The organism is Vibrio sp. 10N.261.55.A7 (genome assembly GCF_002877365.1).
GTDB lineage: Bacteria > Pseudomonadota > Gammaproteobacteria > Enterobacterales > Vibrionaceae > Vibrio.
In genome coordinates, this window is the sequence record NZ_MCWZ01000304.1 from 1 (window position 1) to 22,436 (window position 22,436).

General features: G+C 44.6%; 22 protein-coding genes. 7 read left to right on the forward strand and 15 right to left on the reverse strand.

Translation table 11 applies throughout. The features are described 5' to 3' along the window. Positions 1-160 precede the first annotated feature (160 nt). A complete protein-coding gene (locus BCU12_RS17755) occupies positions 161-508 on the forward strand; it encodes a hypothetical protein (protein WP_102405583.1) in 348 nt (115 codons plus the stop codon). A gap of 96 nt (positions 509-604) precedes the next feature. On the opposite strand, the gene BCU12_RS17760 is transcribed toward BCU12_RS17755, so the two are convergent. Then, positions 605-1,042 carry a YcgN family cysteine cluster protein gene (locus BCU12_RS17760; protein WP_102405584.1) on the reverse strand — a complete coding sequence of 146 codons (438 nt, stop codon included), beginning with the start codon at positions 1,040-1,042 and terminating at the stop codon, positions 605-607. A 158-nt stretch (positions 1,043-1,200) separates the two neighbouring features. Between BCU12_RS17760 and BCU12_RS17765 the strand changes: the two genes are divergently transcribed. After that, positions 1,201-1,449, forward strand: coding sequence for a YkgJ family cysteine cluster protein (locus BCU12_RS17765; RefSeq protein ID WP_102405585.1), 249 nt, complete (start codon positions 1,201-1,203; stop codon positions 1,447-1,449). A gap of 55 nt (positions 1,450-1,504) precedes the next feature. Here the strand turns inward: BCU12_RS17765 and BCU12_RS17770 are convergent, their stop codons facing one another. Beyond that, on the reverse strand, positions 1,505-1,825 hold the full coding sequence (locus BCU12_RS17770) for a DUF1244 domain-containing protein (RefSeq protein ID WP_102405586.1): 321 nt from the start codon (positions 1,823-1,825) through the stop codon (positions 1,505-1,507). A 161-nt stretch (positions 1,826-1,986) separates the two neighbouring features. Next, positions 1,987-2,883 (reverse strand): TIM44-like domain-containing protein, encoded by an 897-nt coding sequence (locus BCU12_RS17775; RefSeq protein ID WP_102405587.1) that lies wholly within the window; start codon positions 2,881-2,883, stop codon positions 1,987-1,989. Positions 2,884-3,060: 177 nt separating this feature from the next. Here BCU12_RS17775 and BCU12_RS17780 point away from each other — a divergent pair, with 177 nt between their 5' ends. From BCU12_RS17780 to BCU12_RS17790, 3 genes are all read left to right on the forward strand, one after another. Continuing rightward, complete coding sequence (locus tag BCU12_RS17780) at positions 3,061-3,651, forward strand: TetR-like C-terminal domain-containing protein (RefSeq protein WP_102405588.1); 591 nt, start codon at positions 3,061-3,063, stop codon at positions 3,649-3,651. 15 nt (positions 3,652-3,666) lie between these two features. Continuing rightward, positions 3,667-5,541 (forward strand): MFS transporter, encoded by a 1,875-nt coding sequence (locus BCU12_RS17785; RefSeq protein ID WP_102405589.1) that lies wholly within the window; start codon positions 3,667-3,669, stop codon positions 5,539-5,541. 128 nt (positions 5,542-5,669) lie between these two features. Next, positions 5,670-6,593, forward strand: a complete 924-nt coding sequence (locus BCU12_RS17790; RefSeq protein WP_102405590.1) for a putative sulfate exporter family transporter — start codon at positions 5,670-5,672, stop codon at positions 6,591-6,593. Between the two features lie 83 nt (positions 6,594-6,676). On the opposite strand, the gene BCU12_RS23155 is transcribed toward BCU12_RS17790, so the two are convergent. The 7 genes from BCU12_RS23155 to BCU12_RS17820 form a co-directional block, all read right to left on the reverse strand. After that, complete coding sequence (locus BCU12_RS23155) at positions 6,677-6,883, reverse strand: hypothetical protein (protein ID WP_133153895.1); 207 nt, start codon at positions 6,881-6,883, stop codon at positions 6,677-6,679. Between the two features lie 135 nt (positions 6,884-7,018). Next, positions 7,019-8,494: an o-succinylbenzoate--CoA ligase gene (gene menE / locus BCU12_RS17795; protein ID WP_241909868.1), complete on the reverse strand. Its 1,476-nt coding sequence runs from the start codon at positions 8,492-8,494 to the stop codon at positions 7,019-7,021. After that, a complete protein-coding gene (menC, locus tag BCU12_RS17800; protein WP_102405592.1) occupies positions 8,494-9,480 on the reverse strand; it encodes an o-succinylbenzoate synthase in 987 nt (328 codons plus the stop codon). Before menC ends, menE begins: the two co-directional genes overlap by 1 nt. A gap of 262 nt (positions 9,481-9,742) precedes the next feature. Then, the gene (gene menB / locus BCU12_RS17805) at positions 9,743-10,609 is read right to left on the reverse strand and encodes a 1,4-dihydroxy-2-naphthoyl-CoA synthase (RefSeq protein ID WP_102405593.1); all 867 of its coding nucleotides are present in this window, start codon (positions 10,607-10,609) and stop codon (positions 9,743-9,745) included. Positions 10,610-10,671: 62 nt separating this feature from the next. Continuing rightward, positions 10,672-11,451, reverse strand: a complete 780-nt coding sequence (menH, locus tag BCU12_RS17810; protein WP_102405594.1) for a 2-succinyl-6-hydroxy-2,4-cyclohexadiene-1-carboxylate synthase — start codon at positions 11,449-11,451, stop codon at positions 10,672-10,674. After that, positions 11,441-13,180 (reverse strand): 2-succinyl-5-enolpyruvyl-6-hydroxy-3-cyclohexene-1-carboxylic-acid synthase, encoded by a 1,740-nt coding sequence (gene menD / locus BCU12_RS17815; RefSeq protein WP_102405595.1) that lies wholly within the window; start codon positions 13,178-13,180, stop codon positions 11,441-11,443. Before menD ends, menH begins: the two co-directional genes overlap by 11 nt. After that, on the reverse strand, positions 13,177-14,484 hold the full coding sequence (locus BCU12_RS17820) for an isochorismate synthase MenF (RefSeq protein ID WP_102405596.1): 1,308 nt from the start codon (positions 14,482-14,484) through the stop codon (positions 13,177-13,179). The genes menD and BCU12_RS17820 overlap by 4 nt, the downstream gene beginning before the upstream one ends. Positions 14,485-14,701: 217 nt before the next feature. Here BCU12_RS17820 and BCU12_RS17825 point away from each other — a divergent pair, with 217 nt between their 5' ends. Together BCU12_RS17825 and yfbR are read left to right on the forward strand one after the other, a co-directional pair. Next, positions 14,702-15,916: a pyridoxal phosphate-dependent aminotransferase gene (locus BCU12_RS17825; RefSeq protein ID WP_102405597.1), complete on the forward strand. Its 1,215-nt coding sequence runs from the start codon at positions 14,702-14,704 to the stop codon at positions 15,914-15,916. A gap of 136 nt (positions 15,917-16,052) precedes the next feature. Further along, the gene (yfbR, locus tag BCU12_RS17830; protein ID WP_102405598.1) at positions 16,053-16,655 is read left to right on the forward strand and encodes a 5'-deoxynucleotidase; all 603 of its coding nucleotides are present in this window, start codon (positions 16,053-16,055) and stop codon (positions 16,653-16,655) included. Between the two features lie 105 nt (positions 16,656-16,760). On the opposite strand, the gene BCU12_RS17835 is transcribed toward yfbR, so the two are convergent. The 5 genes from BCU12_RS17835 to BCU12_RS17855 form a co-directional block, all read right to left on the reverse strand. Continuing rightward, positions 16,761-17,705 (reverse strand): ATP-binding cassette domain-containing protein, encoded by a 945-nt coding sequence (locus BCU12_RS17835; protein ID WP_102405599.1) that lies wholly within the window; start codon positions 17,703-17,705, stop codon positions 16,761-16,763. Beyond that, a complete protein-coding gene (locus BCU12_RS17840; RefSeq protein ID WP_102405600.1) occupies positions 17,702-18,526 on the reverse strand; it encodes an ABC transporter ATP-binding protein in 825 nt (274 codons plus the stop codon). Before BCU12_RS17840 ends, BCU12_RS17835 begins: the two co-directional genes overlap by 4 nt. Next, a complete protein-coding gene (locus BCU12_RS17845) occupies positions 18,519-19,463 on the reverse strand; it encodes an ABC transporter permease (protein WP_198599370.1) in 945 nt (314 codons plus the stop codon). Before BCU12_RS17845 ends, BCU12_RS17840 begins: the two co-directional genes overlap by 8 nt. A gap of 12 nt (positions 19,464-19,475) precedes the next feature. Further along, positions 19,476-20,453, reverse strand: coding sequence for an ABC transporter permease (locus BCU12_RS17850; RefSeq protein WP_102405602.1), 978 nt, complete (start codon positions 20,451-20,453; stop codon positions 19,476-19,478). A 113-nt stretch (positions 20,454-20,566) separates the two neighbouring features. Continuing rightward, positions 20,567-22,255 carry an ABC transporter substrate-binding protein gene (locus BCU12_RS17855; RefSeq protein ID WP_102405603.1) on the reverse strand — a complete coding sequence of 563 codons (1,689 nt, stop codon included), beginning with the start codon at positions 22,253-22,255 and terminating at the stop codon, positions 20,567-20,569. Positions 22,256-22,436: the final 181 nt, after the last annotated feature.

Here is a 22,436-nt window from a genome sequence, read left to right on the forward strand (position 1 = left end):
ACCTCTCGATTCTTTTCTCTCTAATCTTAAAGCAAGTTGGCACCTGAAAAATAGGCTCGGTTTTTGCTTATCTCTTATTCATAAGATTTATGGATAAATTTACACAAGTTTTTCATATCTTGGTCGATACAATGACTGAAGGCGAGTAAAGGAGATATGTATGACACCAGTAGGAATGGAGCCAGCTAAACTGGTCCAAGCCCAACAGGTCAAGCCTCAAGGTAGCCAAGCAACACCAGAAAAAGGCGCAGCGCCTCTTAAAGTAGAGCAAAATAAAGTGACGTTGTCTGAAGAAGGCAAAGCGTTACTGGCTGCTCTCAAAGATATAGAGAAAGAAGGAATTGACGCGGAGAAAACCACAACGTCTAAGGTTGAATCCTTTGCGCACGGTGCGCTAGGCATGGATCACCCTGACAAGATTAAAGAAGAAAGCGATGGTTCTTACTCAGCGGGGCAATATCTTTCCGCAGCGGCAACTATTGGCGGCATTCTCTTAATGCTGGCTTAATAAGGCGACTCAATTTAGAGCGCCTTATACCGTTTCAAACAAGCAGAATCTGGCTTGCAATTGTTGACGTCTAAAAAGTAAGAACAGATTTTGTCATTAACGGTTTGGATGGTTAATTATGTGATCTTCCCAATCAACTACATCAATTTCATACACCACCTTATTGCGAACACTCTCACCCGCGGCATGCATTTCTGCTTTTGAGCCAGTAATAAGTGGATGCCATGTAGGCAGCGGTTTATCTTCCGCAAGTAATCGATACGCACATGTATCGGGAAGCCAATGAAACTCTTCAATTTTATCTCGAGTCAACTTCAAACACTCTTCACCAGACTCAAAGCGATTCATATAATCTTTGCACGAACAGGTTTTATCGTTTAGCCAGCTACAAGCGACATTGGTGTAATACACCTCGTCACTGTCTTCATCCATGAGTTTATGCAAGCAACATTTGCCACAGCCATCGCATAGAGATTCCCACTCTTGCTCGGACATGTCTTGGAGAGGCTTAGATTGCCAAAATGGAGAAGTCATAACTTTATCTTCGATTCGAAACGGATGCGTTTTATACCGCTGACGCCTCGAAACTTCAAGTTTAATCTTCTGTTTGGTTGGAAAGCACCAGAAGTGGCTAGCAATAGAACTAAGATGTTTGTTATCATCCGCTCCCCTTTATTTCCGGTGGTATTAATATGGATTGTCGTCTTGGTTGTGGTGCTTGCTGTATAGCGCCAAGTATCTCTTCCGCTATTCCAGGAATGCCGAATGGTAAGCCTGCCGGAGAGCGTTGTATCCAATTGAATGAAGAGAATCTGTGTAAGCTTTTTGGTAAGCCAGAAAGGCCAAAGGTATGCCATACATTCAAGGCTTGTCCAGACGTTTGTGGGACGACGAATCAAAGTGCGTTAATCGCTCTGACTGAACTTGAACGATTAACGTAGTAATTATTTGAAACTTTGAATCCTAAACAAATAGACTCCAAAGTTCGAAATTCAATTATCCTTTGTTTTGTCGAGCTTCAAACGCTGCTAGTTGCTCAGGCGTGGCTTTAGGCTGATGGTTTTGTTTCCACTCATCGTACGTCATTCCGTATACACGCTCACGAGCATCATCAATATCCAGGTCAAGACCGCTTTGTTCCGCTTCAGATTTGTACCATTTGCTAAAGCAGTTTCTGCAAAACCCGCCTTGAATCATTAAATCAATATTCTGTACGTCTTTATTTTCATCCAAGTGAGAAAGCAAACGACGAAATACTGCGGCGTCCAACTTGTCTTGTTCTTCTTGAGATAAGTTTTTGTATTTGAATTCAGCCACTTTACATTCCTTTCATGTTGTTTTATTTATTCCCTGATTATCTTCTTTTGTCTTTAAAACTCAAATAAAAAAACGCCCAGACCGAGATCTGAGCGTTTCAATAGAACTAAGTAATGGTGATATTCAATGACTCATCAACGTTGTTAAACGAGAAGGAGTGCCTAACCTTGAATACCAACAATAAGCCATGGCGCGTTCTCTTGCGTTAAATCACGCTCAAGATGCCAGATATCTTCAATATTCTCTTCAATACCTTCAACCGCATCACGGTAACGACCACTAAACTGTAAGCTTAGTTGCGCTTTCGTTGCGTCGTAATCAGCACGGACAATTTCCGCATCGACATACATGACTTCTGTATGCTGATCCCCTTCCGCTTTAGCGCGTTCTGCTTTTAGGTCTTCAAACAAGCTTGGCGATACATACTCTTCAATCGTATCAAGCTGATTGTGGTTCCATGCGCCTTGTAATGTACGGTAGTGCTCACGTGAACCATCAACAAAAGCGGCTTGATCGAACGCAGGCGGGAAGTTATGAGGTACGTCACTTTGTGCACCAAAGCCAAAACTGCCATTGGTATTGTTTGCCGTTGAATTACCTGAGTTCGCTTGTTGCTCAAAATTATGAACGTTCGGTTGCTCGAACTTTTGGTTCGTACCACCAAACGCAGGCTGCTGACGATGCTGATTCATGCTGCCTTGTTTTGATCCCAGCATTCCGCGGAGAAAACGAAAAGCAAAAAATGCGATTAAGCCCATGATAAGGATATCCATGAACTGGATCCCTTCAAATGCTCCACCAAAGAACGCAGCAAGCAGACCACCCGCTAAGAGGCCACCCATCAAGCCACCCATTAAACCACCTTTACGGCTTGGGCTCTGGGCTGCGCCCTGGTCTCGATTAACTCGGCTAGTATTGGTTGTTTGTTGTTTTGGTGCAGGCGCTGTTTTAAAGCTTTTACCAAACGACTTACCACCACCAAACCTTTTTGCCTCAGCTAATGGCGCTACAGCAACTGATACCATCAGCAATGCTATAAGCGAAAAAATCTTTTTCATGCGTTTCCTTAGGGTAATTATTATTTGAGCAGTTCAATCATAACCAGTTCCAATGACTATTAAAACATCCAACTTAGATTCTATGTATCAGAATATTGCAAAAAGAGGTCTGCTTAGTTGACGCTTCGAGATCCCTTCCCTAGAATATTGAACGTTGTTCATAATTGTAAATTTATCATGGCCCGTAGAAACGATCATACTCGTGAAGAGCTCGTAGCTCTTACCCTTAATACCGTAAAAGACTTTTTGGCTGAGCAGCCTCATCACGACCTTAGCTTAAGAAAGATCGCGAATTTGATTGGCTATGTACCGAGTACGTTAGTGAATGTCTTTGGTAATTATAATTTGCTGCTGCTTCACGCTGTCGCTCAAACGCTCGACGAATTGGGCGCTGAGGCGCTCGAAGTGATGGAACAAAGTGCAGATCATAAGACCGCGCTCTACGAGTTGGCCTACTGCTATCACGATTTTGCTCAAAAACACCCGCATAGATGGCAACTCATTTTTGCTCATAACATGAATGGTGAAACATTGCCTCAATGGCAATCAGAGCGAATCGACAACATGACGGGAATGCTAGAAAGCCTGCTCCGGGTTCTTGCACCCAAAAGAACAGAAAGCGAAGTGTTACAAGCAAGCCGTGTGTTGTGGTCCGGCGTTCACGGTATTACACTTTTAAGTGTTGATGATAAATTCTTTGCTTCAAGCCCAATTGATGGGAAAGAGCTTATCGAAAACTTACTCTCTAATTACCTAAGTAACTGGTAATAATAAGGACCGGAAATGCCAGAGCAGCCTCAGGCTTCGTTACTGACAAAAAAGCGCTTTTTACCCTATTTCATCACTCAGTTTTTCGGCGCTTTTAACGACAATATCTTCAAAAATACCCTGCTCTTACTTGTTGCTTTTGCAACCGTAGGCAGCTTGCCGTTTTCTAGTAACCTTTTCATTAATCTGGCGGCAGGGTTATTCATTCTGCCTTTTTTCTTGTTTTCCGCCACCGCAGGTGTATTAGCGGACAAATATGAGAAATCGCGACTCATTCGAATCATCAAATCGTTTGAAATTCTAATCATGTGCCTCGGTGCAATTGGCTTTATCACCGAAAGTTACTTCATCTTACTTGTATTGCTGTTTTTAATGGGCACACAGTCCGCGTTCTTTGGCCCAGTAAAGTACGCGTTATTACCTCAACATTTAAAATCCGAAGAGCTTGTTCCCGGCAATGCGCTCGTTGAAACCGGCACATTTTTAGCAATTTTACTCGGTACACTCGCAGCGGGCATCATTGCCTCAACAGAGCACGCCAAGTTTGTCGCGGCTTTCTGCGTCGTGATCTCAGCCATCATTGGCTACTTAGCCAGTCGCGCCATTCCCGAAGCACCGTCGAGTGCGCCTGAGTTAGAATTTAAATGGCAACCCATCAAGCAAACCAAAGCCACGCTTTCTATCGCCAAATCTGATCGTGTGATCTTCCAATCGATAATGGCGATCAGTTGGTTTTGGTTCTTGGGCGCAACGTACTTAACGCAGTTTGCTAACTTTACTAAGCTCCACTTAAATGGTCAGGAAAGTGCTGTTTCATTTATGCTTGCTCTGTTTTCAGTGGGTATCGCATTAGGGTCGCTAGCCTGTGACAAGTTATCCAATCACCGAATAGAAGTAGGAATCGTTCCTCTTGGTAGCCTTGGCATTACCATTTTCGGTTACCTAATGATCGCTTCAATCCCTGAATCTTTGCCAACTTTCACTTCCTTCATGGATTTCGTGTCCCATCAGCCCCTTTGGTCAGTGTTTACTTACCTATTATTGCTAGGGGCGTCAGGCGGTATCTTTATTGTTCCGCTGTATGCGCTCTTACAGCTTCGAGCAAAGCCAAAGCAGCGTGCCCAGGTCATCGCAGCGCTCAATATTTACAACTCATTATTGATGGTCGGTAGCGCAGTATTAGGCATCGTCTTCCTGAGTGTCCTGGGGCTCAGCATTCCTCAATTATTCACATTCTTAGCGGTATTGAACCTATTGGTAGCAATTTACCTTTGTATTCAGGTACCCATATTTGTCACTCGATTTTTGGTTTGGATTCTCACCCACACTATGTATCGCGTTAAGCACAAAAATCTTCATCATCTGCCCAAAGAAGGTGGCGCACTGATTGTGTGTAATCATGTCAGCTATATGGATGCTTTACTGCTTAGTGCTGTTTGTCCTCGGCTCATTCGGTTTGTGATGGAAGAAGACTACGCTAACCTGCCTCCTCTCAAACGATTTTTAAACCGAGCAGGGGTTATTCCTATCTCAGCCGGTCGCCGATCATCCATTCGTCGAGCATTTCAAGATGTTGAGGCCGCACTCAACGAAGGGCACATCGTCTGTATCTTTCCTGAAGGGAGCTTAACGTCTGATGGTGAAGTTTCAGAGTTCATGCGCGGCTTGGACATTATTTTGAAACGTAGTCCTGTCCCTGTCATTCCCGTTGCACTCAAAGGCCTTTGGGGAAGTTACTTCAGTCGGTATAAAGGTAAAGCTTGTCATGGGTTGCCTAATCGTTTTTGGTCTAAAATTGAGATTGAAGTGGGCGAACCTGTGGAGCCTACTATCGCAACGACAACGCTTTTACGAGAAAAGGTTACGCAACTTCGTGGTGAATATCGCTAAATTAAGCATGGACGTCGAGAATGCAGAGACAAACGTTTAGTTTTTCTGAACGCTTGTTCGAAACACTGAGACTGACTGAACTTAATTTTCCTATACACTAGACTCTCTTTTCCTCAGCGACCAAAAATATGAACCAGCTAAAACACCAAATTCCTTTCTGGCTTGCGGGCTTATTTTGTTTAACCCCTTATGCCTCTTCGCCTACGGCTTTAGTCGTCGGTTTTTTCTTGGCAAGCTTTGGTCTCGTTCCACAAAATTTCCCCATTGGTAAGATGACCAAAAAACTCTTGGCAGTTTCAATCGTTGGGCTCGGATTTGGTATTCAATTTGAAGAGGCCATTGCGGTCACATCGAATGGTATTGGGATCATTATTTCAACCATTGCAGGGACCTTGATCATCGGTTGGTTCTTTGCAAGATTAATCAAACTGGAAAAAGTTACGGGATACCTTATTTCTGCGGGTACCGCTATTTGTGGTGGAAGCGCTATTGCGGCGGTTTCACCAGCCATTAAAGCGGATGACGATAAAACTGGGCTAGCTCTGGCAGTTATCTTTGTTCTTAACTCCGTAGCGCTATTCATATTCCCTGTTATCGGTCATGCCTTAGGCTTAGATCAACACACATTTGGAACATGGGCGGCCATTGCCATTCACGATACCTCTTCTGTTGTGGGTGCAGCCTCAGCTTATGGAGAAGAAGCACTTACTACCGCAACAACATTGAAACTAGCCCGCGCTCTATGGATTGTACCGGTCGCTTTGATTAGCTCATTTATATTTCGCAACGAGTCAAAAAAAGTGTCGATTCCAATGTTCATCGTCTTCTATTGTGTCGCAATTTTGGTCAGTGACTTACTGCCTCAATTTGAGGTGGTGTATCAGGGGATTTTTGCTGCTGCAAAACAGGCGCTGGTTGTATGCTTATTCTTAATTGGATGTGGGATCTCTATCGACAAACTAAAAGCAGCCGGGCCAAAACCTCTATTATTTGGCATAACGCTCTGGGTTTTAATCTCTACAACGTCTTTAGCATGGCTAACATTGGTTTAAATCTGCTTCATCGCGCTAACTCAACACCTGATAGAAAGTGAATCCATTGAAGGTCATGTGTTGAATGGCTGTATTGATAGAAACTACAATTCTTCCGCCTCAACCTGAATATTCGTTTTTCTGCTCTGCTTGACGCTGATAACAAAGCTGATCAAGCAGAGAAACGCGAAGAGCTCAGCCGTTGCTCTAATTAAGCCTTCACTGTTAATTGCTAACGCTATCAGAGATACCGTCCCTACCAAAAACATTGCTTTCATCCCTATGCCTATATTCGAAATCCATTGATTCATAGTTCCTATTATGAGTTATGGTTATATAGAGTGAAATTCTGTTTTGGACTATTTAATGCCAAAATTAACTAACCTCGTTAGAAACTGACATTAGCCACCACTATATGCTTCATGTTATGTCGACCTAATAATTTATTATTCTGTCGAAGCTTTGTTCTGCAGCCATTGCTTGAGCGCTTTTCGAGAGACTTTGATTCCTGAGGTATTCAGATCAGAAGGCATTTGATAATATCGAATCGGCCACTTGAATTTTTCCAGTCGGCTTTTTAGGAAGTCGTCTAATTCTTGTTTTATCTGCTCTGACAGTTCTTTGTAGCCTGAATCTCCTTTAATCAGCTTCGTCGCATCAACAATAGCAACAGGCCGATGTCCAAAATGAGCATTTTCAACAGGAATCACGATCGATTGTAAAACCTGTGGGTGTTGATTCAATTGCGCCTCTATTTCTTCACAATGCACATTTTCGCCACCAGAAATAAACTGATTGTCGGCTCGCCCAATAACCTCGAGTTCATCTTGAGTCCAGTTGCCTAAATCTTTGCTATCAAACCACCCATTCTCATCAATCAAAGGCGTGATTTTTCCTTGATAGAAATACCCCTTGGCTAGGGTTTTTCCACCAATATATATACGATTATTTTTAATCATGAGGCGTCGATTGGGCAGAACCTTACCCGCACTCGGGTGAACATTAACCGGTTTAGCCGTGACCGTGGAAGCCGCCTCTGTCATTCCGTATCCAAGCCAAGTATCAATGCCCAGTGATGCGCATTGCATGCCAATTTCGGGTGGTATGTGACTGCCACCAAGTAACACTCTCACAAGCGTTAAAGGCTGATTACTCTCTATAAGCCGACGCAATTGAGCTACGACGAGAGAGGCATGAGTAACACCCTGTATATCAGCGCTCAGCTCTCCCGTCCCTACCTTCATACACCCGCCGCCACTGAGCCAGCGATACACAATCGCCAATCCTGAAACATGATACAGAGGCAGGCTCAGTAACCAGGTATCATCCGCGCCGTACTCAAAGACGCTGAGCAAGCCAGCAGCAGACGAAAAGTGCTGCTCAAAAGTGTGCGCAACCGCTTTGGGGTCGCCCATTGACCCCGACGTGAATATTATTGAAGCCAAGTCATTGGGGGCGATATCTTTATCGTCAAATCCACTTTCTTTATCAGATTCTAGCTGTGGTTCTTCAAAGGAATGCTCAAAGCTTAATAACTGACATTGATGCTCAATCGCTTCCCTTTCCTGTTCGGAATAGCGACACCAAACATCGTTAGTCAGCCAAAGATATGTAGGTTGTTGCTCTTGAGACAAAACAATCAGTTTTTTAACCAATGTGGTGCGCGGCTGAGGCATTGTAAGTGCTGGTACAGCCCCTAGTGCACAACACGCCAAGTAGACAAATAACATCTCTTGATGATTCTTTCCGACAAGTGTAACAACGTCTCCTTGCCGAACACCTTGTGCGGTTAGGGAACAAGTGTACTGGTAGACTTGGCGCTGCAGCTCTGTCCAACTGTAGTTTTTCTCTGGTGTGATCAAAGCGCAAGAAAATGGGCTCTGTTGAGCCCACTGTTTGATTGACGATTGAATCGTTAGCACTAGGATTGCCACATCAATTGTTGTTCGCTTAGCCTAGCAACGGGTAGCGTCGATTCAGGCCACGCTGTTTCTAACTGAGTTTGGAACATGTTCAATGTGTCTAGCCCAGGAACCTCATTTGGAAGTTGCCATTTTGAGAAGCGGGCTAATTGATCCAGGCCGAGGCTTGATTCAATGCTAGAGCTGATCACCGTTTGAATGCTCAATACTTTCGCTTTTTCAATAAGGTCGATACATCTCTGCACAGACCCTATCAACATAGGCTTTATCACTATCGCTTTAGCACCGGTTAAATCCTCCAGTGAGAAGCCGCTCTTTTGTACAGCGTGCTGAAGAGTTTCATCCCAAGCAATGGCGATACCAGTATCAATAGCCAGTGAAAAGCTATCCCCAGGTGACATACAAGGCTCTTCCAGGTAATGAATACGTTGGCGCAAGGAAGGCGCTACAGACTTCGCAAATTTCTGTGCCTGCTCTAGAGACCAAGAGCGGTTAGCATCCAGTCGAAGTGATAGGTCAGGGATAGATTCAAGTAGTAAGCTCACGATCATCCCATCGCGAATCGGCTCGTACAAACCCACTTTGACCTTGGCGATTTTTTCACCTTCCATCGCACTGAGCACGGGAATAAGTTCATCAGGGTCGCCACTGCACAACGGCGCAGCTCGGTAGTTCCCTTCAGGGGGTAACTCGCCTGCTAGCTCTAATTCGGCCATGGATAAACCAAAAGCGACTGAAGGATAGAGTTCATCATAGACAAAGCTCTCTCCGTTAATCCACATTTCAAGCTGTTGCTGTGCCTGTAGGCCTGCCTCATCGGTTGTCTCGAGGCTAAACCCAATCAGAGGCGAAATTTCGCTTCGGCCAACACGACCATTTTCACTCAATTCTACGATAAACCCGACTCGCTCTGTGAGCTTGTGGTTTCGTAGAATAACACCGCTATCCATAGGTAATTGATAACGATACAATTTAGCTGATTTCATACAAGGTTCCGCTTTAGTAATACGCGATCATGACTAATACATAGACCATCATACCCAATCATAAGTTCATCAATTACCAATACAGACCGCCCAATAGCAAGGATCATTTTGTGTTTCCTCGCTTTCTAACACAAAAGTAACGTCTTGCTTCTCGTTATGCCCAATGAGCCATATTTCATGCTCATTGAACTGACGTTGTCTATTCCAATTCCACTTGGATGACTTATGACCTGATTCTTCTACATCAAATTTGAGCTTTTCATTACGGGTTACGCGGATACTTATCAAAATCAGGACGGCGTTTCTCATTAAACGCATTACGCCCTTCTTGCCCCTCTTCCGTCATGTAGAACATCATCGTTGCGTTTCCTGCTAACTCTTGCAAACCTGCTTGGCCGTCACAATCAGCATTGAGCGCTGCTTTTAGGCAACGCAGTGCCATTGGGCTATGTTGTAGTGTCTCTCTAGACCAACGAATTGCTTCTTTTTCTAAGTCTTCAACCGGTACGACGGTGTTTACAAGCCCCATATCTAAGGCTTCTTGCGCATCGTAGAATCGGCATAAGAACCAAATCTCACGGGCTTTTTTCTGCCCCACAATTCTCGCCATATAAGACGCGCCCCAACCACCATCAAAAGAGCCGACTTTTGGCCCTGTTTGACCGAATTGAGCATTCTCAGCTGCAATCGTTAGGTCACACATCATATGGAGTACATGACCGCCACCGACAGCCCAGCCAGCAACCGCTGCAATCACAGGTTTAGGACAGGTACGGATTTGACGCTGGAAATCCAGAACATTGAGGTGATGAGTACCGCTGTCATCTTTATAGCCACCGTAGTCACCACGGATCTTCTGGTCGCCACCAGAGCAAAACGCTTTTTCACCGAGCCCAGTAAGAATAATAACGCCGACTTTTTCGTCATAGCGCGCATTCGCCAGTGCATCAATCATCTCTTTGACCGTTTGAGGGCGAAAAGCGTTGTGAACTTGAGGACGGGCTATGGTGATTTTTGCGATGCCATCGGATGACTTATGGTAGTAAATATCTTCGTATTCACCCGTGCACTCTTGCCAATCAACGGGTGCATAAAGTTCTTCTTCTGTAATGCCTACTGTTTTTGCCATTTTTATTATCCATCTGTTCGTTTTCGCCCGCTCGATGCGAGCCTATATTATTTGTCTTGTCTTTATCGATTCTGTATGAAATCCATAATGATCTTCGTAAATTCGTTCGGGCACTCTTGGTGCACATTATGCCCAGCACCTGAAACGACACTGAAGGATAAGCCACTTTCTTTCGCCATTGTGCTGAATTTGTTGTCTTTGCCACCACAGACATAGTGTATGGGAAGCGAGGCTTCGATTAAGACTTCTCGCAAATACTCCTGCTTTGCCAGTGATGTAGCAAGCAACATATGCGCAATAGATGGGCCAAGATTATCACTTCGTTTACTCACCAATAATTGTCTTTGCTCATCATTTAGTGAAGAAAAAACGCTTTGTTGATACCAATTGAATAATACCTGTTCAATTGGTTCATGAATGAATCGATTCGCCCAATTCTCATCATTGATCAATCGTTCTCTCTTTTCTTGAGCGGTTTTTAGACCAAAATTCCCTCCCTCAATAACCAGCCCTTGGAGATTGAGTTTTTGGAAAAGATTTCTGGCGACGCCATGCATGGCAACCCGTCCCCCTAAGGAGTAACCAATCAGATAAATAGGTTGGTTAGGCTCTAAAATTTGCGTCAATGTCTCTGTGATGTAAGAGCAGCATTCATCTAAATTCGCACACGACGAGTGGGCACTTCGACCGTGCCCTGGAAGATCAATGGTGATACAAGAATATTGATTAAGTAAAGCGATGCTCTCACACCAATCATAGCCACTGCCGAGCAAGCCATGTAGAAAAACCAACGTAGGCTTTTCCAGTTTGTGTACTGGGTGGTAGCTATCGTTACTTAGCATGAATGTGGTTATAAAACTCTTTGAGTTGCAAAGACGCTTGGCCTGGCAAGGTCTGAACTTCAACAATTAGCGCGCCAGATCCATGTTGTATATGCGTTGATATACTTGTCAAGCAACCCGAAAGGGTATGAGGCTTGTCGTAAAGCAACCCAAACTGCTTCGCAGCGTATTCAAATTGATAGCCGTGAGGCATTTGATAGAGGGCTTGTTTTTGCTCTTTTGGTACAGGTAAAAGATCAAATATGGCTCCGCCGTCATTATTCGTAACAACGATCACCACAGGCACCTCTTGATGAGTGAGCAGCGCAAGAGAGTTGAGGTCATAGAGCAAAGAGGTATCGCCAATAAACAACACCAAAGGCTGAGAACGCGCTCTTTGGACTCCTGCCGCCGTTGCGACTAACCCATCAATACCTGACGCGCCACGATTGGTATACACCTCTCGATTATCCAAAATAGAAAACATATCGATTAAGCGCACAAACAAGCTATTGCCAATAAAGAGTGGCGTTTTTTTCGGTAACTGTGCTAATAAGTCGTGTATTGAGCAAGCTAACGCAAGCTCGCTGACTTGGTCATCACTGTCTGACAAAGCTTGGGCTGTGGTATTGACTGATGTGGAGAGAGTCTTAATTTGGTCCGCCCAACCAACCTGAATGTCACCTTTGAATCGGCGAACACAATCTAAATGGCATTCAATCCATTCACTGATATTTGCGACGTAATGAGTCTGCCTCAAATGAGACGGGTTGTTTCTGTCTGCACTTTCAGATACATAGATGTAATCGCAACCTGAGTCAGACACATGCTCTTCTAGCCAGTGATTGAGACGTTTCGAGATGATTCGAGAGCCAAACTGCACCACCGCTTCACACTCTCTCAGTATGGCTCTGTGCGGCACATCACCATCATCCGTTTGCAGCCATAAATCATAGTGTGCCCATTCACTGCTGACCCCTGACTGAGGATCGCACAGTATTGGCCATTCTAAGAATTTGGCAAGTTCGAGGGCTTGTAGGGCTTCAGCGACGCCAATGCTACCAACAACGATTAACCCTTTCTTCGTAAAGAGATCGTCATCAACTGAATGCTCTCCAGACATAAAAATAGATTGGCTATAGCGTTGATTCGACGCTTTCCAAACGGCAACCGTTTTCAAGTAACGCTGGTAAATGGCTTTATCTTCATTGGAATACAGTGGCTCAGGGAACGGGCAGTTAATGTGTATCGCAGAGCCTTGCTGACTTTGCTTGTGCATCGCTTCGTCAACACTCGTCAACAACCAATGTAAGCTAATATTTTCAGATGGATTAGGAAGATTAAGCGCTGCTGTAACATGAGTCGAGAAGAGGCCTTGCTGAACAATCGCTTGATTTGCCCCACATCCCACCAACTGCTGTGGCCGATCGGCTGACAATACCACTAGCTTTTCACCAGTGAGTTTGGCTTCTGCTATTGCAGGCAATAAATTCGCCACAGCAGTGCCTGATGTGACCACAATGGCAACAGGCGCTTTGCTGGCTTTCGCTAACCCTAGGGCTAAAAAGCCTAATCCACGCTCATCAAAATGGGTATGAATAGCGAGGTTATTATTCGCATCGGCTTCGAGCGTTAAAGGTGTAGAACGTGAGCCTGGCGCAATGCAGATATCTTTCACGCCGAAACGAGTTAGCTCTTCTAAAATGACCTCACACCAAATTCGATTCATCACCGCTTGGTTTTCGATCATGAAGCGACTCCTAATGGCGCACTGTCTGAAATAAGGGAAAGTAGGGTCGACATTTTTTTATCGAGTTCTTGCCATTCATGGCTTGCGATAGATCCAGGCACAATACCCGCTCCGGCAAACAGTTGAACTTGATTGTTCACCACAAGCGCACTGCGAATTGCAACGCAAAATTCTGCTTTTTGATGGCTGACATACCCAACAGAGCCTGCGTACCAGCCTCTTGAAAAAGTCTCGTTTTCACGAATAAAGTCAATGGACTCTTGTCGTGGAAGGCCGGCAACCGCAGCCGTCGGTTGTAGAGCACTCAATAGCTGAACCCCATTTGTCCCTTTATAAAGATGCGCTCGAATGCTTCTTTTAAGGTGTTGCACCTTGCGCAGTCTCACCAGACGAGTATCCGCTTCCACTTCAATATCTTCCGAGTGAGGGGTTAAACGCTCTACGATGTCGTCAACAACATATTGATTTTCATTTAAATTTTTAATGTCTTGAGAAAGCCAATTAGCTAACTTCATATCTTGCGTTGCATTTTCACCACGGCCGATGGTGCCCGCCAGCGCTTCTGTGTGCAGTTCTTGTCCGACACGGGAATAAAGCCGCTCAGGCGTAGAGCCCATGAAGCTGTGCTTTTGGTCCAGTGCCATTAAAAAATGAAAGCTGTGATGATTTTGCTGATAGCTTGCCTTGAGCAATTGCGCCGCACTGAGAGGTTTATCAAGTTCAAGTACTGTCTTTCTCGCCAGCACAACTTTTTTAAACTCACCTTGCCCAATGCCCGCTAATACTTTATCTACCAGCTGCGCCCACTCGTGATTACTTGGTGTGTGTTCAATGCTAGTAATATGAGAAGAGAGAGGGTGAATTAGTGATGCTTCAGCTTGCAACTTGGCTAATGTCGAGAGGGTTCTTTGCTTTTCTCTTGTGATGTTTGCTGCTAACGCCCAGGAATCGTCAAATCGAATCAATTCCACTTGTGGTAGGAAGAAAAACGACGGCATGCAGCGTCTGTTCTTCTCTGTGTTCCCATCAAACGATCGACCACCCCAAATACGCTGGTCTGCACCTAATATGGTGTAGGCGGGTGCCAGTTCTGAAAAAGTATAAAGTTGGCCAAGTGCTACCACTTCTTCGCGCGTATCTCGCGATTGCCAGTAAAATTTGGGGAAAATAGGCTGAGCTTCTAGCCAGTCAATAAAAGCAATATTCGGGTTTTCCTCAAGAACTTGAACCACACGAACTTGACCATCTTTGGCGCTCTTTACGCGTTCAATAAGTTCAGCTATTGCTTGATGAAATTGAGACAAACCAACCTCGTATATCGATGATATTACTATTATTAGATGGATACTCTATTTATAGACCTTAATGAGATCAAGGTTGTATATTAAATTTAAAGGATTCCTGTGATAAGAAACGTACAAAGAATAATCATCAGTTCAATTAATAGCAGATTTTAATTCTATCAAATCAAAAAATGGGATACTTTAAATATAGATTTGAATCATTTTTAGGGATTGCGCAATGGAAAATATCGGGATGTCGTCAAAACTCGATAATGTCTGCTACGACATTAGGGGGCCTGTGCTCAAACATGCTAAACGCATGGAAGAAGAAGGGCATAAAATTCTTAAGTTAAATATTGGGAACCCCGCCCCATTTGGTTTTGACGCCCCAGATGAGATTCTAGTTGATGTAATACGCAACTTCCCTACTTCACAAGGTTACTGTGATTCAAAAGGCATTTACTCTGCTCGTAAAGCGGTCGTTCAGCACTATCAAAAGAAGGGCATCCATTCGCTCGACGTAGAAGATGTGTATATCGGTAATGGTGTATCTGAGCTGATTGTGATGGCGATGCAAGCGCTCTTGAACAATGGCGATGAAATGCTGGTTCCTGCCCCCGACTACCCTCTTTGGACGGCATCCGTTGCGTTGTCTGGCGGTAAAGCGGTTCACTATATCTGTGATGAAGGCGCTGACTGGTATCCAGACCTTGATGATATTAAAAAGAAGATCGGCCCTAAAACTCGCGGCATTGTTCTGATCAATCCGAATAACCCAACCGGTGCGGTGTACAGCCGTGACTTCCTGCTTGAGGTTATCGAGATCGCTCGCAAGCATAAGCTCATTATTTTTGCTGATGAGATATACGATAAAGTCCTTTATGACGGCGCGACTCATACGTCAATCGCGACACTAACAGAAGATGTTTTGGTCGTGACCTTTAACGGGCTGTCTAAGGCATACCGTGTTTGTGGTTTCCGCAGTGGTTGGATGTTTTTGACCGGTCCCAAGCATTTCGCGTCTGGTTATGTGGCTGGCCTAGAAATGTTGGCGTCCATGCGTCTTTGTGCCAATGTTCCCATGCAGCACGCCATTCAAACTGCTCTTGGTGGCTATCAAAGTATTAACGAGCTTATCTTACCGGGCGGGCGTTTGCTTGAGCAAAGAGATCGGGCTTGGGAACTCATCAACCAAATCCCTGGTGTCTCCTGTGTGAAACCGAAAGGGGCAATGTATCTGTTCCCCAAAATAGACACCAAGAAATACAGCATCAAAGATGACCAAAAGATGGTGTTGGACTTCTTAATTCAAGAAAAAGTACTCCTCGTTCAAGGCAGCGGCTTTAACTGGCCAAAACCGGATCACTTCCGCATTGTGACTCTGCCACATATTGAAGATTTAGAAACCGCCATCGGTCGTTTTGAGCGCTTCCTCACGACGTATCGCCAGTAACGATCATAAGCGCTTGGTGACATCTTCATGGACACTGTCTCGATTTTGGCAACATTGCTAAAATGAGAAAGTGTCCATTTTTATTTGAGACGAAGAAGCATAGACTGGTCAGTTAGAGATAAGGAGTCACGCTGTTATGGACGATAACCACACCCCGAATGAAAGCCACTTCTTTGCCCACCTTGCGCGAATGAAGTTGATACAGCGCTGGCCACTCATGCGCTCTGTTTCTACCGAGAACATTTCGGAGCATAGTCTTCAAGTCGCTTTTGTCGCTCACGCCCTTGCTGTTATTAAAAACAAAAAATTTGACGGTCAGTTGAATCCTGAGCGCATCGCCATTTTAGGGATGTATCACGACACCAGTGAGGTGCTAACGGGCGACCTTCCTACTCCTGTTAAGTACTACAATCAGGAGATTGCAAAAGAGTATAAGAAAATAGAAGCCGCGGCCGAGAAAAAACTGCTTTCGATGCTGCCAGAAGAATTCCATGACGATTTTTCCCCCTTCCTTATCACTCAAAAAGCACACCCCGACGACGCTGCGATCGTAAAGCAAGCCGACACTATTTGCGCGTATTTGAAATGCTTAGAAGAGCTCAGTGCAGGCAACCACGAATATGCCCTTGCTAAAAAACGCTTAGATATCACGCTCAAAGAACGTCAAACCGATGAAATGGTTTATTTCTTAGAGACATTTGCGCCTAGCTTTGAGTTGTCACTCGACGAAATAACCTAAGTCAATAAGCGAAGGGCGACTGCATCATCAGTCGCCCTTGATCATTATTGTTGCCGTTACTTTATCCAACCAATTTGTGCACCAAATATTGTCAAATCTCAAGCGCTAAGCCATCTCAATCTCGCCAACGTAATGATTGCCATCAAACTGCTTATAACCCGTCACCGGGGCGAAGCTTGCCTCACGGATCACGTTGGCTTTTGCTAACAATTCCGCCCCGCTTTCCGCTGCATCTTCAAAGCTGATGTAAGGGTTCGGTATTGCTGAAAGCAGAAGTTGTGTGTAGGGATGCTGAGGGTTATCGATGACACTGCTTGTATCACCAAACTCAACGATTTGCCCTTGATACATAATGGCAACCTCTTCAGCAAAATAACGGGCTGTGGCGATGTCATGTGTGATGTACAAGAAAGTAAACCCTTCATCATCTTTGAGCCGTTTAAGAAGGTCTAGAACATCGAGACGAATCGATACATCTAACATCGATGTGGGTTCATCGGCGAGAATAACCTCAGCGCCCACCGCAACCGCCCTTGCAATAGAAACACGTTGCCGCTGTCCTCCAGAAAGCTGATGTGGGTATTTTGATGCGGTTAATTCAGGATCCAACTCCACCATGGTTAACAGCTCGTTGACTCGGATTTTTGCTTCTGCACTGTTTTTTACATGATTGTGCGTCAATAAAGGTCGAGCAATATGATGGTAGATCGTGTGAGCAGGATTAAGCGAGCCATAGGGGTCTTGGAATATCATCTGAATCTGTTTGCGATATTCCATTAACTGATTACGGCTTTTAATCTGATTAATATCTTCACCCTTAAAGAAAACCTCTCCACTGGTGTGTTGATGCATCTTTGTCAATAATCGGGCGACGGTACTTTTCCCTGAGCCACTCTCTCCAACCAGCGCCATCGCTCGCCCTTTCTTTAGATCAAAACTCACATTGCGCAGCGCTTTGACCTCTTTCTTCTTTCCGCCTTTCCCGGTTTGGAACGTTTTAACCATATCTTTAACTGAGATAATCGTTTCACCGTAGTTTAACTCGCTCATGCTAGTGTCTCCTCGGTTTGTTCCTGCTTCATCTTATTTTCAAAGGCAGCAGGAATGGATTGCCACAGTTTTTTTGTATAGTCATGTTGTGGGTTAATTAAAATGTCCCTTGCTTTTGCAACCTCAACTAACTCCCCCTTTAGCATCACACCAATTCGGTCACACAATTGGGTCATCAAACTCAAGTCATGAGTAATAAACAGCACCGAAAAGCCGAACTCTTTACGTAAGGCGTGTACTTGCATCAGAATTTCACGCTGAACAACCACATCGAGCGCGGTGGTGGGTTCATCCATAATAAGTAAATCAGGTTTTAGCGCTAAACCAATCGCAATCACAATGCGCTGACGCATTCCTCCCGAAAACTGATGAGGATAATCAGATAAACGATCGCCACTGATGCCCACCATCGTCAATAGCTCTCGCGCTTTTTCAGCCGATTGCTCGCGGTTGTAGCCTCGGTGCTTATAAAACATGTCGCGGAACTGCTCTTCCACGGTGAGCACCGGGTTCAAACTGTTCATGGCACTTTGAAAAACCATGCTCACTTTATTCCAACGCAGATTGGCGATCTGCTTGTCATTCATCTTTAACGTATCTTCACCGTTTAACAGAACTTCACCTTGGGAGATATACGCAGGCGGTTGCAACAAGCGACTGACTGCAAAGGCAATGGTGCTTTTTCCACACCCTGACTCACCAGCAAGGCCAAAAATCTCACCTTTTTTGATATTAAAACTGACATTATTGACCGCAGTAAATTCGCTTTCCTCTAGTAAGTAGTCAACGCATAAGTTTTTAATTTCCAATGTATTACTCATAGATGACGTCCTTTTTTTCTAAATCAGGTTGCGATTTCATCGCTTGCTTTTTACGTTCTTCAATAAGCTTGATTCGTTGCTTGAACTTTTTCATACCCGTAAAGGTGCGTAAACGCGGATTAGAGAACTCATCAATACCAAAGTTGAGAAGAGCAAGCCCCATCCCTAAAATAGCGATCGCCACACAAGGAACTAGAACTTCCCACCATGCACCAACGATGAGAGCTGATGAATTTTGAGCGTTGTACAGCATGGTTCCCCAACTGATCGATAATGGGTCACCCAAACCGAGGAACTCAATAGTCGCTTGGGTGATAATGGTAAAAATAATTGAACCCAAAAAGTTCAAGCCAACAATCGATGCTAGATTCGGCAATATTTCAACAAAGATAATCCGCCAAGTCGGCTCTCCAGCCAGTTCACTGGCGTGAATAAACTCTTTATTACGCAATGAGAGTGTCTGCGCTCGAGTCACCCTCGCTCCCCATGCCCAACTCGTCATCCCGATGATAAGAGCGATGGTAAAGGGGCTAACTTCTCCAATAAATGCAGCTAACACCAGCAATAGTGGCAACTGAGGGACCACAAGGGCAATGTTGGTGACTAAATTCACCGCGTCATCAAACTTGCCACCAAAATACCCCGCCGATACGCCAAGTGTTGTACCTAAAAGCACAATGATGATTCCAGCACTCAGACCAACGGACAGTGAGGTCGCTGTTCCTTGAATGAACTGATGATAAACATCCCGTCCCATTCGAGTCGTCCCCATAACATGTTCAGCACTCGGTGCCTGATGAGGCCGAGCAACGCGTTTATTTGCATCATGATTGGTCAATAGCGGCGCTGCGACGGCAATACCGATATAAAACAAGACAATGGATAGGCCAAAAGCAACTTTTTTATTGCGACCCAGTAATTTAATTAAACCTTTCATAATCAATTCCTATTAGTCGCGACGTAGACGAGGGTCCAGATAAACGTAAGCCATATCGGCTACAAAATTGGCACTCAGCATAGCAATGGTCATGATCAGTAATTGCCCCTGAATGACCGGATAATCGCGAGCGACAATCGCTTCAAACAGCGTGTTACCAAGCCCAGGATAGTTAAAGACAACCTCTGTAATCAACGAGCCCCCCATGACCACACCAACGGTCATTGCGAAAGCCGTAATTGACGGTAACAAAGCGTTGCGGGCTCCGTAGTTAAACATGACACGACGCTCTGAAATGCCTTTTGCACGCCCCATGATTATGTAGTCTTCACCAAGAATGTTGATTAAATTGTTACGAATGGTCAGCAGATAACCACCAATTTGCACAATGACCAAAGAGATAATGGGCATCATGGCGTGTTCTAAGACACTAGAGATGTATTGCCATGTAAACGCTGGGTCCAGCTCAATGTCGTACGCGTAAGAATAAGGAAACCAATTCAACGCAACGCCAAAAATAAACATAAAGGTCAGTGCGAGTACCACAGCCGGAATGGATTGTAAGACCAACGAGAGGGGCGATAAAATCGTGTCCAACCAACTGCCTCGATTCCACGCAGCAACAATGCCTGAAATAGAACCTATGAAAAAACTGATAAGGGTTGATGTACCGACAAGGAACAGAGTCCAGATCATCGAACGACCGATGACCTCATTAACCTCGAGTGGGTAAAACTTCACTGAGATTCCTAAATCCCAAGTGAAAACACTTTTGATATAAGTAAAGTATTGCAAATATAACGGGCCATCAACAAAGCCAAATGTTTGCTTTAGTGACTCTAAACTTTCAACGGGCAAAGGGTTTCCTTGAGAGGCAAACATCACCATGATGGGATCACCCGGCATTAATCTGGGCAGGAAAAAATTGAAAGTAGCCGCAAAGAAGAATGCAATCACATAAAACGCGAGGCGGCGAAGCACAAAATCCATATCTCACTCCTAGTATGGTTGAGCTTATCGTAGTTTTTGGAAAGGGGGAGATTGAGCTAGGCAACAAACCTAGCTCAATAGTGGATCAATGAGCCACATTTAGGATTTAACGACTAAGACTTTGGCTTAATACTCAACAGGTGCAACAGACGTTCAGGTACACCAGGGTGAACTTGAGGGCGTGCCACTGGGTTATCTGCACTGAAGAACCCTTCAAAGCGCTTCTCGTTGTATTGATACCAAGTTGGGTTATTGAAAACAGGCACGTAAGGCATGTTTTCAGCAATCACATACTGAATATCATCCATGACTTCTTTCTGTTTCGTTGGATCGATGGTCTGGTAAAAACTATCCAGCAAGGCATCGAGTTCAGGCGTACTAAAACGAGTGACGGCAAAGCGCGATTTACCCTGTTGCTCCCCATTGAACGCCGAGTTATACATATAGTGTGGCGTCGTTCCTTGATAGTAAGAGTTAATACCCGCATCGTAGCTGCCATCAATAAGTGCAGACGTCCAAGCTGGTGCTTCTGGAGTTTGGACTTTCGCATTGATACCCACTTCTTGTAAGCCATCTACGGCAATCTGTACCGTATTGACCCAATCCGTCCACCCGTTTGGCACAATGATACTGAATTCAATTTTTGAACCATCCGCGTTGTTCACATAACCATCGCCATTGCTATCTTTAAAACCTGCCGATTCTAAAAGTGCCTTAGCCGATTCAACATTGTATTTAGTAAACTGCCCAAATTTCTGGTCGACTTGGTCATTATTCCATGCGTGATAGCCAGCACCGAGACCTGATGGGTATTCATTGATGGTTGGGTAACCATAACCCGCAATATCAACCATCGCCTCTCGGTCCATGGCCATAGAGAGTGCACGGCGGAACTCTCTATTATTAAAGGCTTGTCGATTACCTTCGTGTCGAGACTCAAGGTTAAAGTTAAACGCTACCATTGAACCTGCTGGAAACCAGTATTTATGATTATCTTCATCATCAGCAACGTACGTTTTATCGATATCGGGTAGAAACGAGCCAAACCAATCGAGTTCCCCTTTTTTCGCGAGCGCCAACACTTGGTCGTTATTGGCCAACTGAGGTAATCGAACGCAGTCTACCTTCAAAGACTCTGTATCCCAGTAATGCGGATTACGACACTGAACGTATACTCTAGGTGTGAAACGCTCAATTTCGGTCATTGGGCCTGTGCCAACAGGGTTTTCGTTAGTAAACGAAATAGGATCACTGACGTCTTTCCATACGTGCTCTGCAACAACAGGAACTTGAACGATTTCCATTGCGGCTCCCCCATCTGCCATCGGGAGATCGAATCTTATGGTGTGGGAGTCAACCAGTTCAACACCGCTAATTCGATCCCAAATCGCACGGCTATCAAGCGCTGGGTTCTGTTTTACCAAGTTGAAGCTAAACAACACATCTTCCGCAGTAAATTCTTGACCGTCAGACCATTTAACACCTTGGCGGATAGTAAACGTTACAGACTTCAGATCGTCTGCATATTCTAAAGACGTCGCAAGTCGGTAATGGATTTTTCCCCCTTGCATAGAGTTAAATATCGCCAGTGGCTCATAGGCAAACTCATTGGTGGTCGGAAGGAATGTCGTTTGATTGTATGGGTTAAAGTTACGTACCCAAGATGTACGCATACGAGGGGCAATATTCAACACTGATTTCTCAGCATTTGCCCCCCCATCATCTGCGGTAGCAATCGAAGGCAGCATAGCTGCACTGGCAAGTATCGTTGTAATACTCGTGGTCAAGAGAAGCTTTTTCATGTGTTTCACGTCCTTGAATTATTATACCGAGGAGCCAATCTACAAGTCATTAACATATCAACTTAAACTTCGTGTTGGCGTGATTTCATTCAATCACGCCATCGCCGATTTAAGCAAAGTGTAAAGTCGTTAAACTAGCGTCAATAACGTAAAAGTAGATAGTTAAGTGATTGTATTTAAT

Excerpts from the sequence above, each read along its gene's own strand:
- BCU12_RS17755 (WP_102405583.1), top strand. The coding sequence starts at position 161 with ATGACACCAGTAGGAATGGAGCCAGCTAAACTGGTCCAAGCCCAACAG.
- BCU12_RS17760 (WP_102405584.1), bottom strand. The coding sequence starts at position 1,042 with ATGACTTCTCCATTTTGGCAATCTAAGCCTCTCCAAGACATGTCCGAG.
- BCU12_RS17765 (WP_102405585.1), top strand. The coding sequence starts at position 1,201 with ATGGATTGTCGTCTTGGTTGTGGTGCTTGCTGTATAGCGCCAAGTATC.
- BCU12_RS17775 (WP_102405587.1), bottom strand. The coding sequence starts at position 2,883 with ATGAAAAAGATTTTTTCGCTTATAGCATTGCTGATGGTATCAGTTGCT.
- BCU12_RS17780 (WP_102405588.1), top strand. The coding sequence starts at position 3,061 with ATGGCCCGTAGAAACGATCATACTCGTGAAGAGCTCGTAGCTCTTACC.
- BCU12_RS17785 (WP_102405589.1), top strand. The coding sequence starts at position 3,667 with ATGCCAGAGCAGCCTCAGGCTTCGTTACTGACAAAAAAGCGCTTTTTA.
- BCU12_RS17790 (WP_102405590.1), top strand. The coding sequence starts at position 5,670 with ATGAACCAGCTAAAACACCAAATTCCTTTCTGGCTTGCGGGCTTATTT.
- BCU12_RS23155 (WP_133153895.1), bottom strand. The coding sequence starts at position 6,883 with ATGAATCAATGGATTTCGAATATAGGCATAGGGATGAAAGCAATGTTT.
- menC (WP_102405592.1), bottom strand. The coding sequence starts at position 9,480 with ATGAAATCAGCTAAATTGTATCGTTATCAATTACCTATGGATAGCGGT.
- menB (WP_102405593.1), bottom strand. The coding sequence starts at position 10,609 with ATGGCAAAAACAGTAGGCATTACAGAAGAAGAACTTTATGCACCCGTT.
- menH (WP_102405594.1), bottom strand. The coding sequence starts at position 11,451 with ATGCTAAGTAACGATAGCTACCACCCAGTACACAAACTGGAAAAGCCT.
- menD (WP_102405595.1), bottom strand. The coding sequence starts at position 13,180 with ATGATCGAAAACCAAGCGGTGATGAATCGAATTTGGTGTGAGGTCATT.
- BCU12_RS17825 (WP_102405597.1), top strand. The coding sequence starts at position 14,702 with ATGGAAAATATCGGGATGTCGTCAAAACTCGATAATGTCTGCTACGAC.
- yfbR (WP_102405598.1), top strand. The coding sequence starts at position 16,053 with ATGGACGATAACCACACCCCGAATGAAAGCCACTTCTTTGCCCACCTT.
- BCU12_RS17835 (WP_102405599.1), bottom strand. The coding sequence starts at position 17,705 with ATGAGCGAGTTAAACTACGGTGAAACGATTATCTCAGTTAAAGATATG.
- BCU12_RS17840 (WP_102405600.1), bottom strand. The coding sequence starts at position 18,526 with ATGAGTAATACATTGGAAATTAAAAACTTATGCGTTGACTACTTACTA.
- BCU12_RS17845 (WP_198599370.1), bottom strand. The coding sequence starts at position 19,463 with ATGAAAGGTTTAATTAAATTACTGGGTCGCAATAAAAAAGTTGCTTTT.
- BCU12_RS17850 (WP_102405602.1), bottom strand. The coding sequence starts at position 20,453 with ATGGATTTTGTGCTTCGCCGCCTCGCGTTTTATGTGATTGCATTCTTC.
- BCU12_RS17855 (WP_102405603.1), bottom strand. The coding sequence starts at position 22,255 with ATGAAAAAGCTTCTCTTGACCACGAGTATTACAACGATACTTGCCAGT.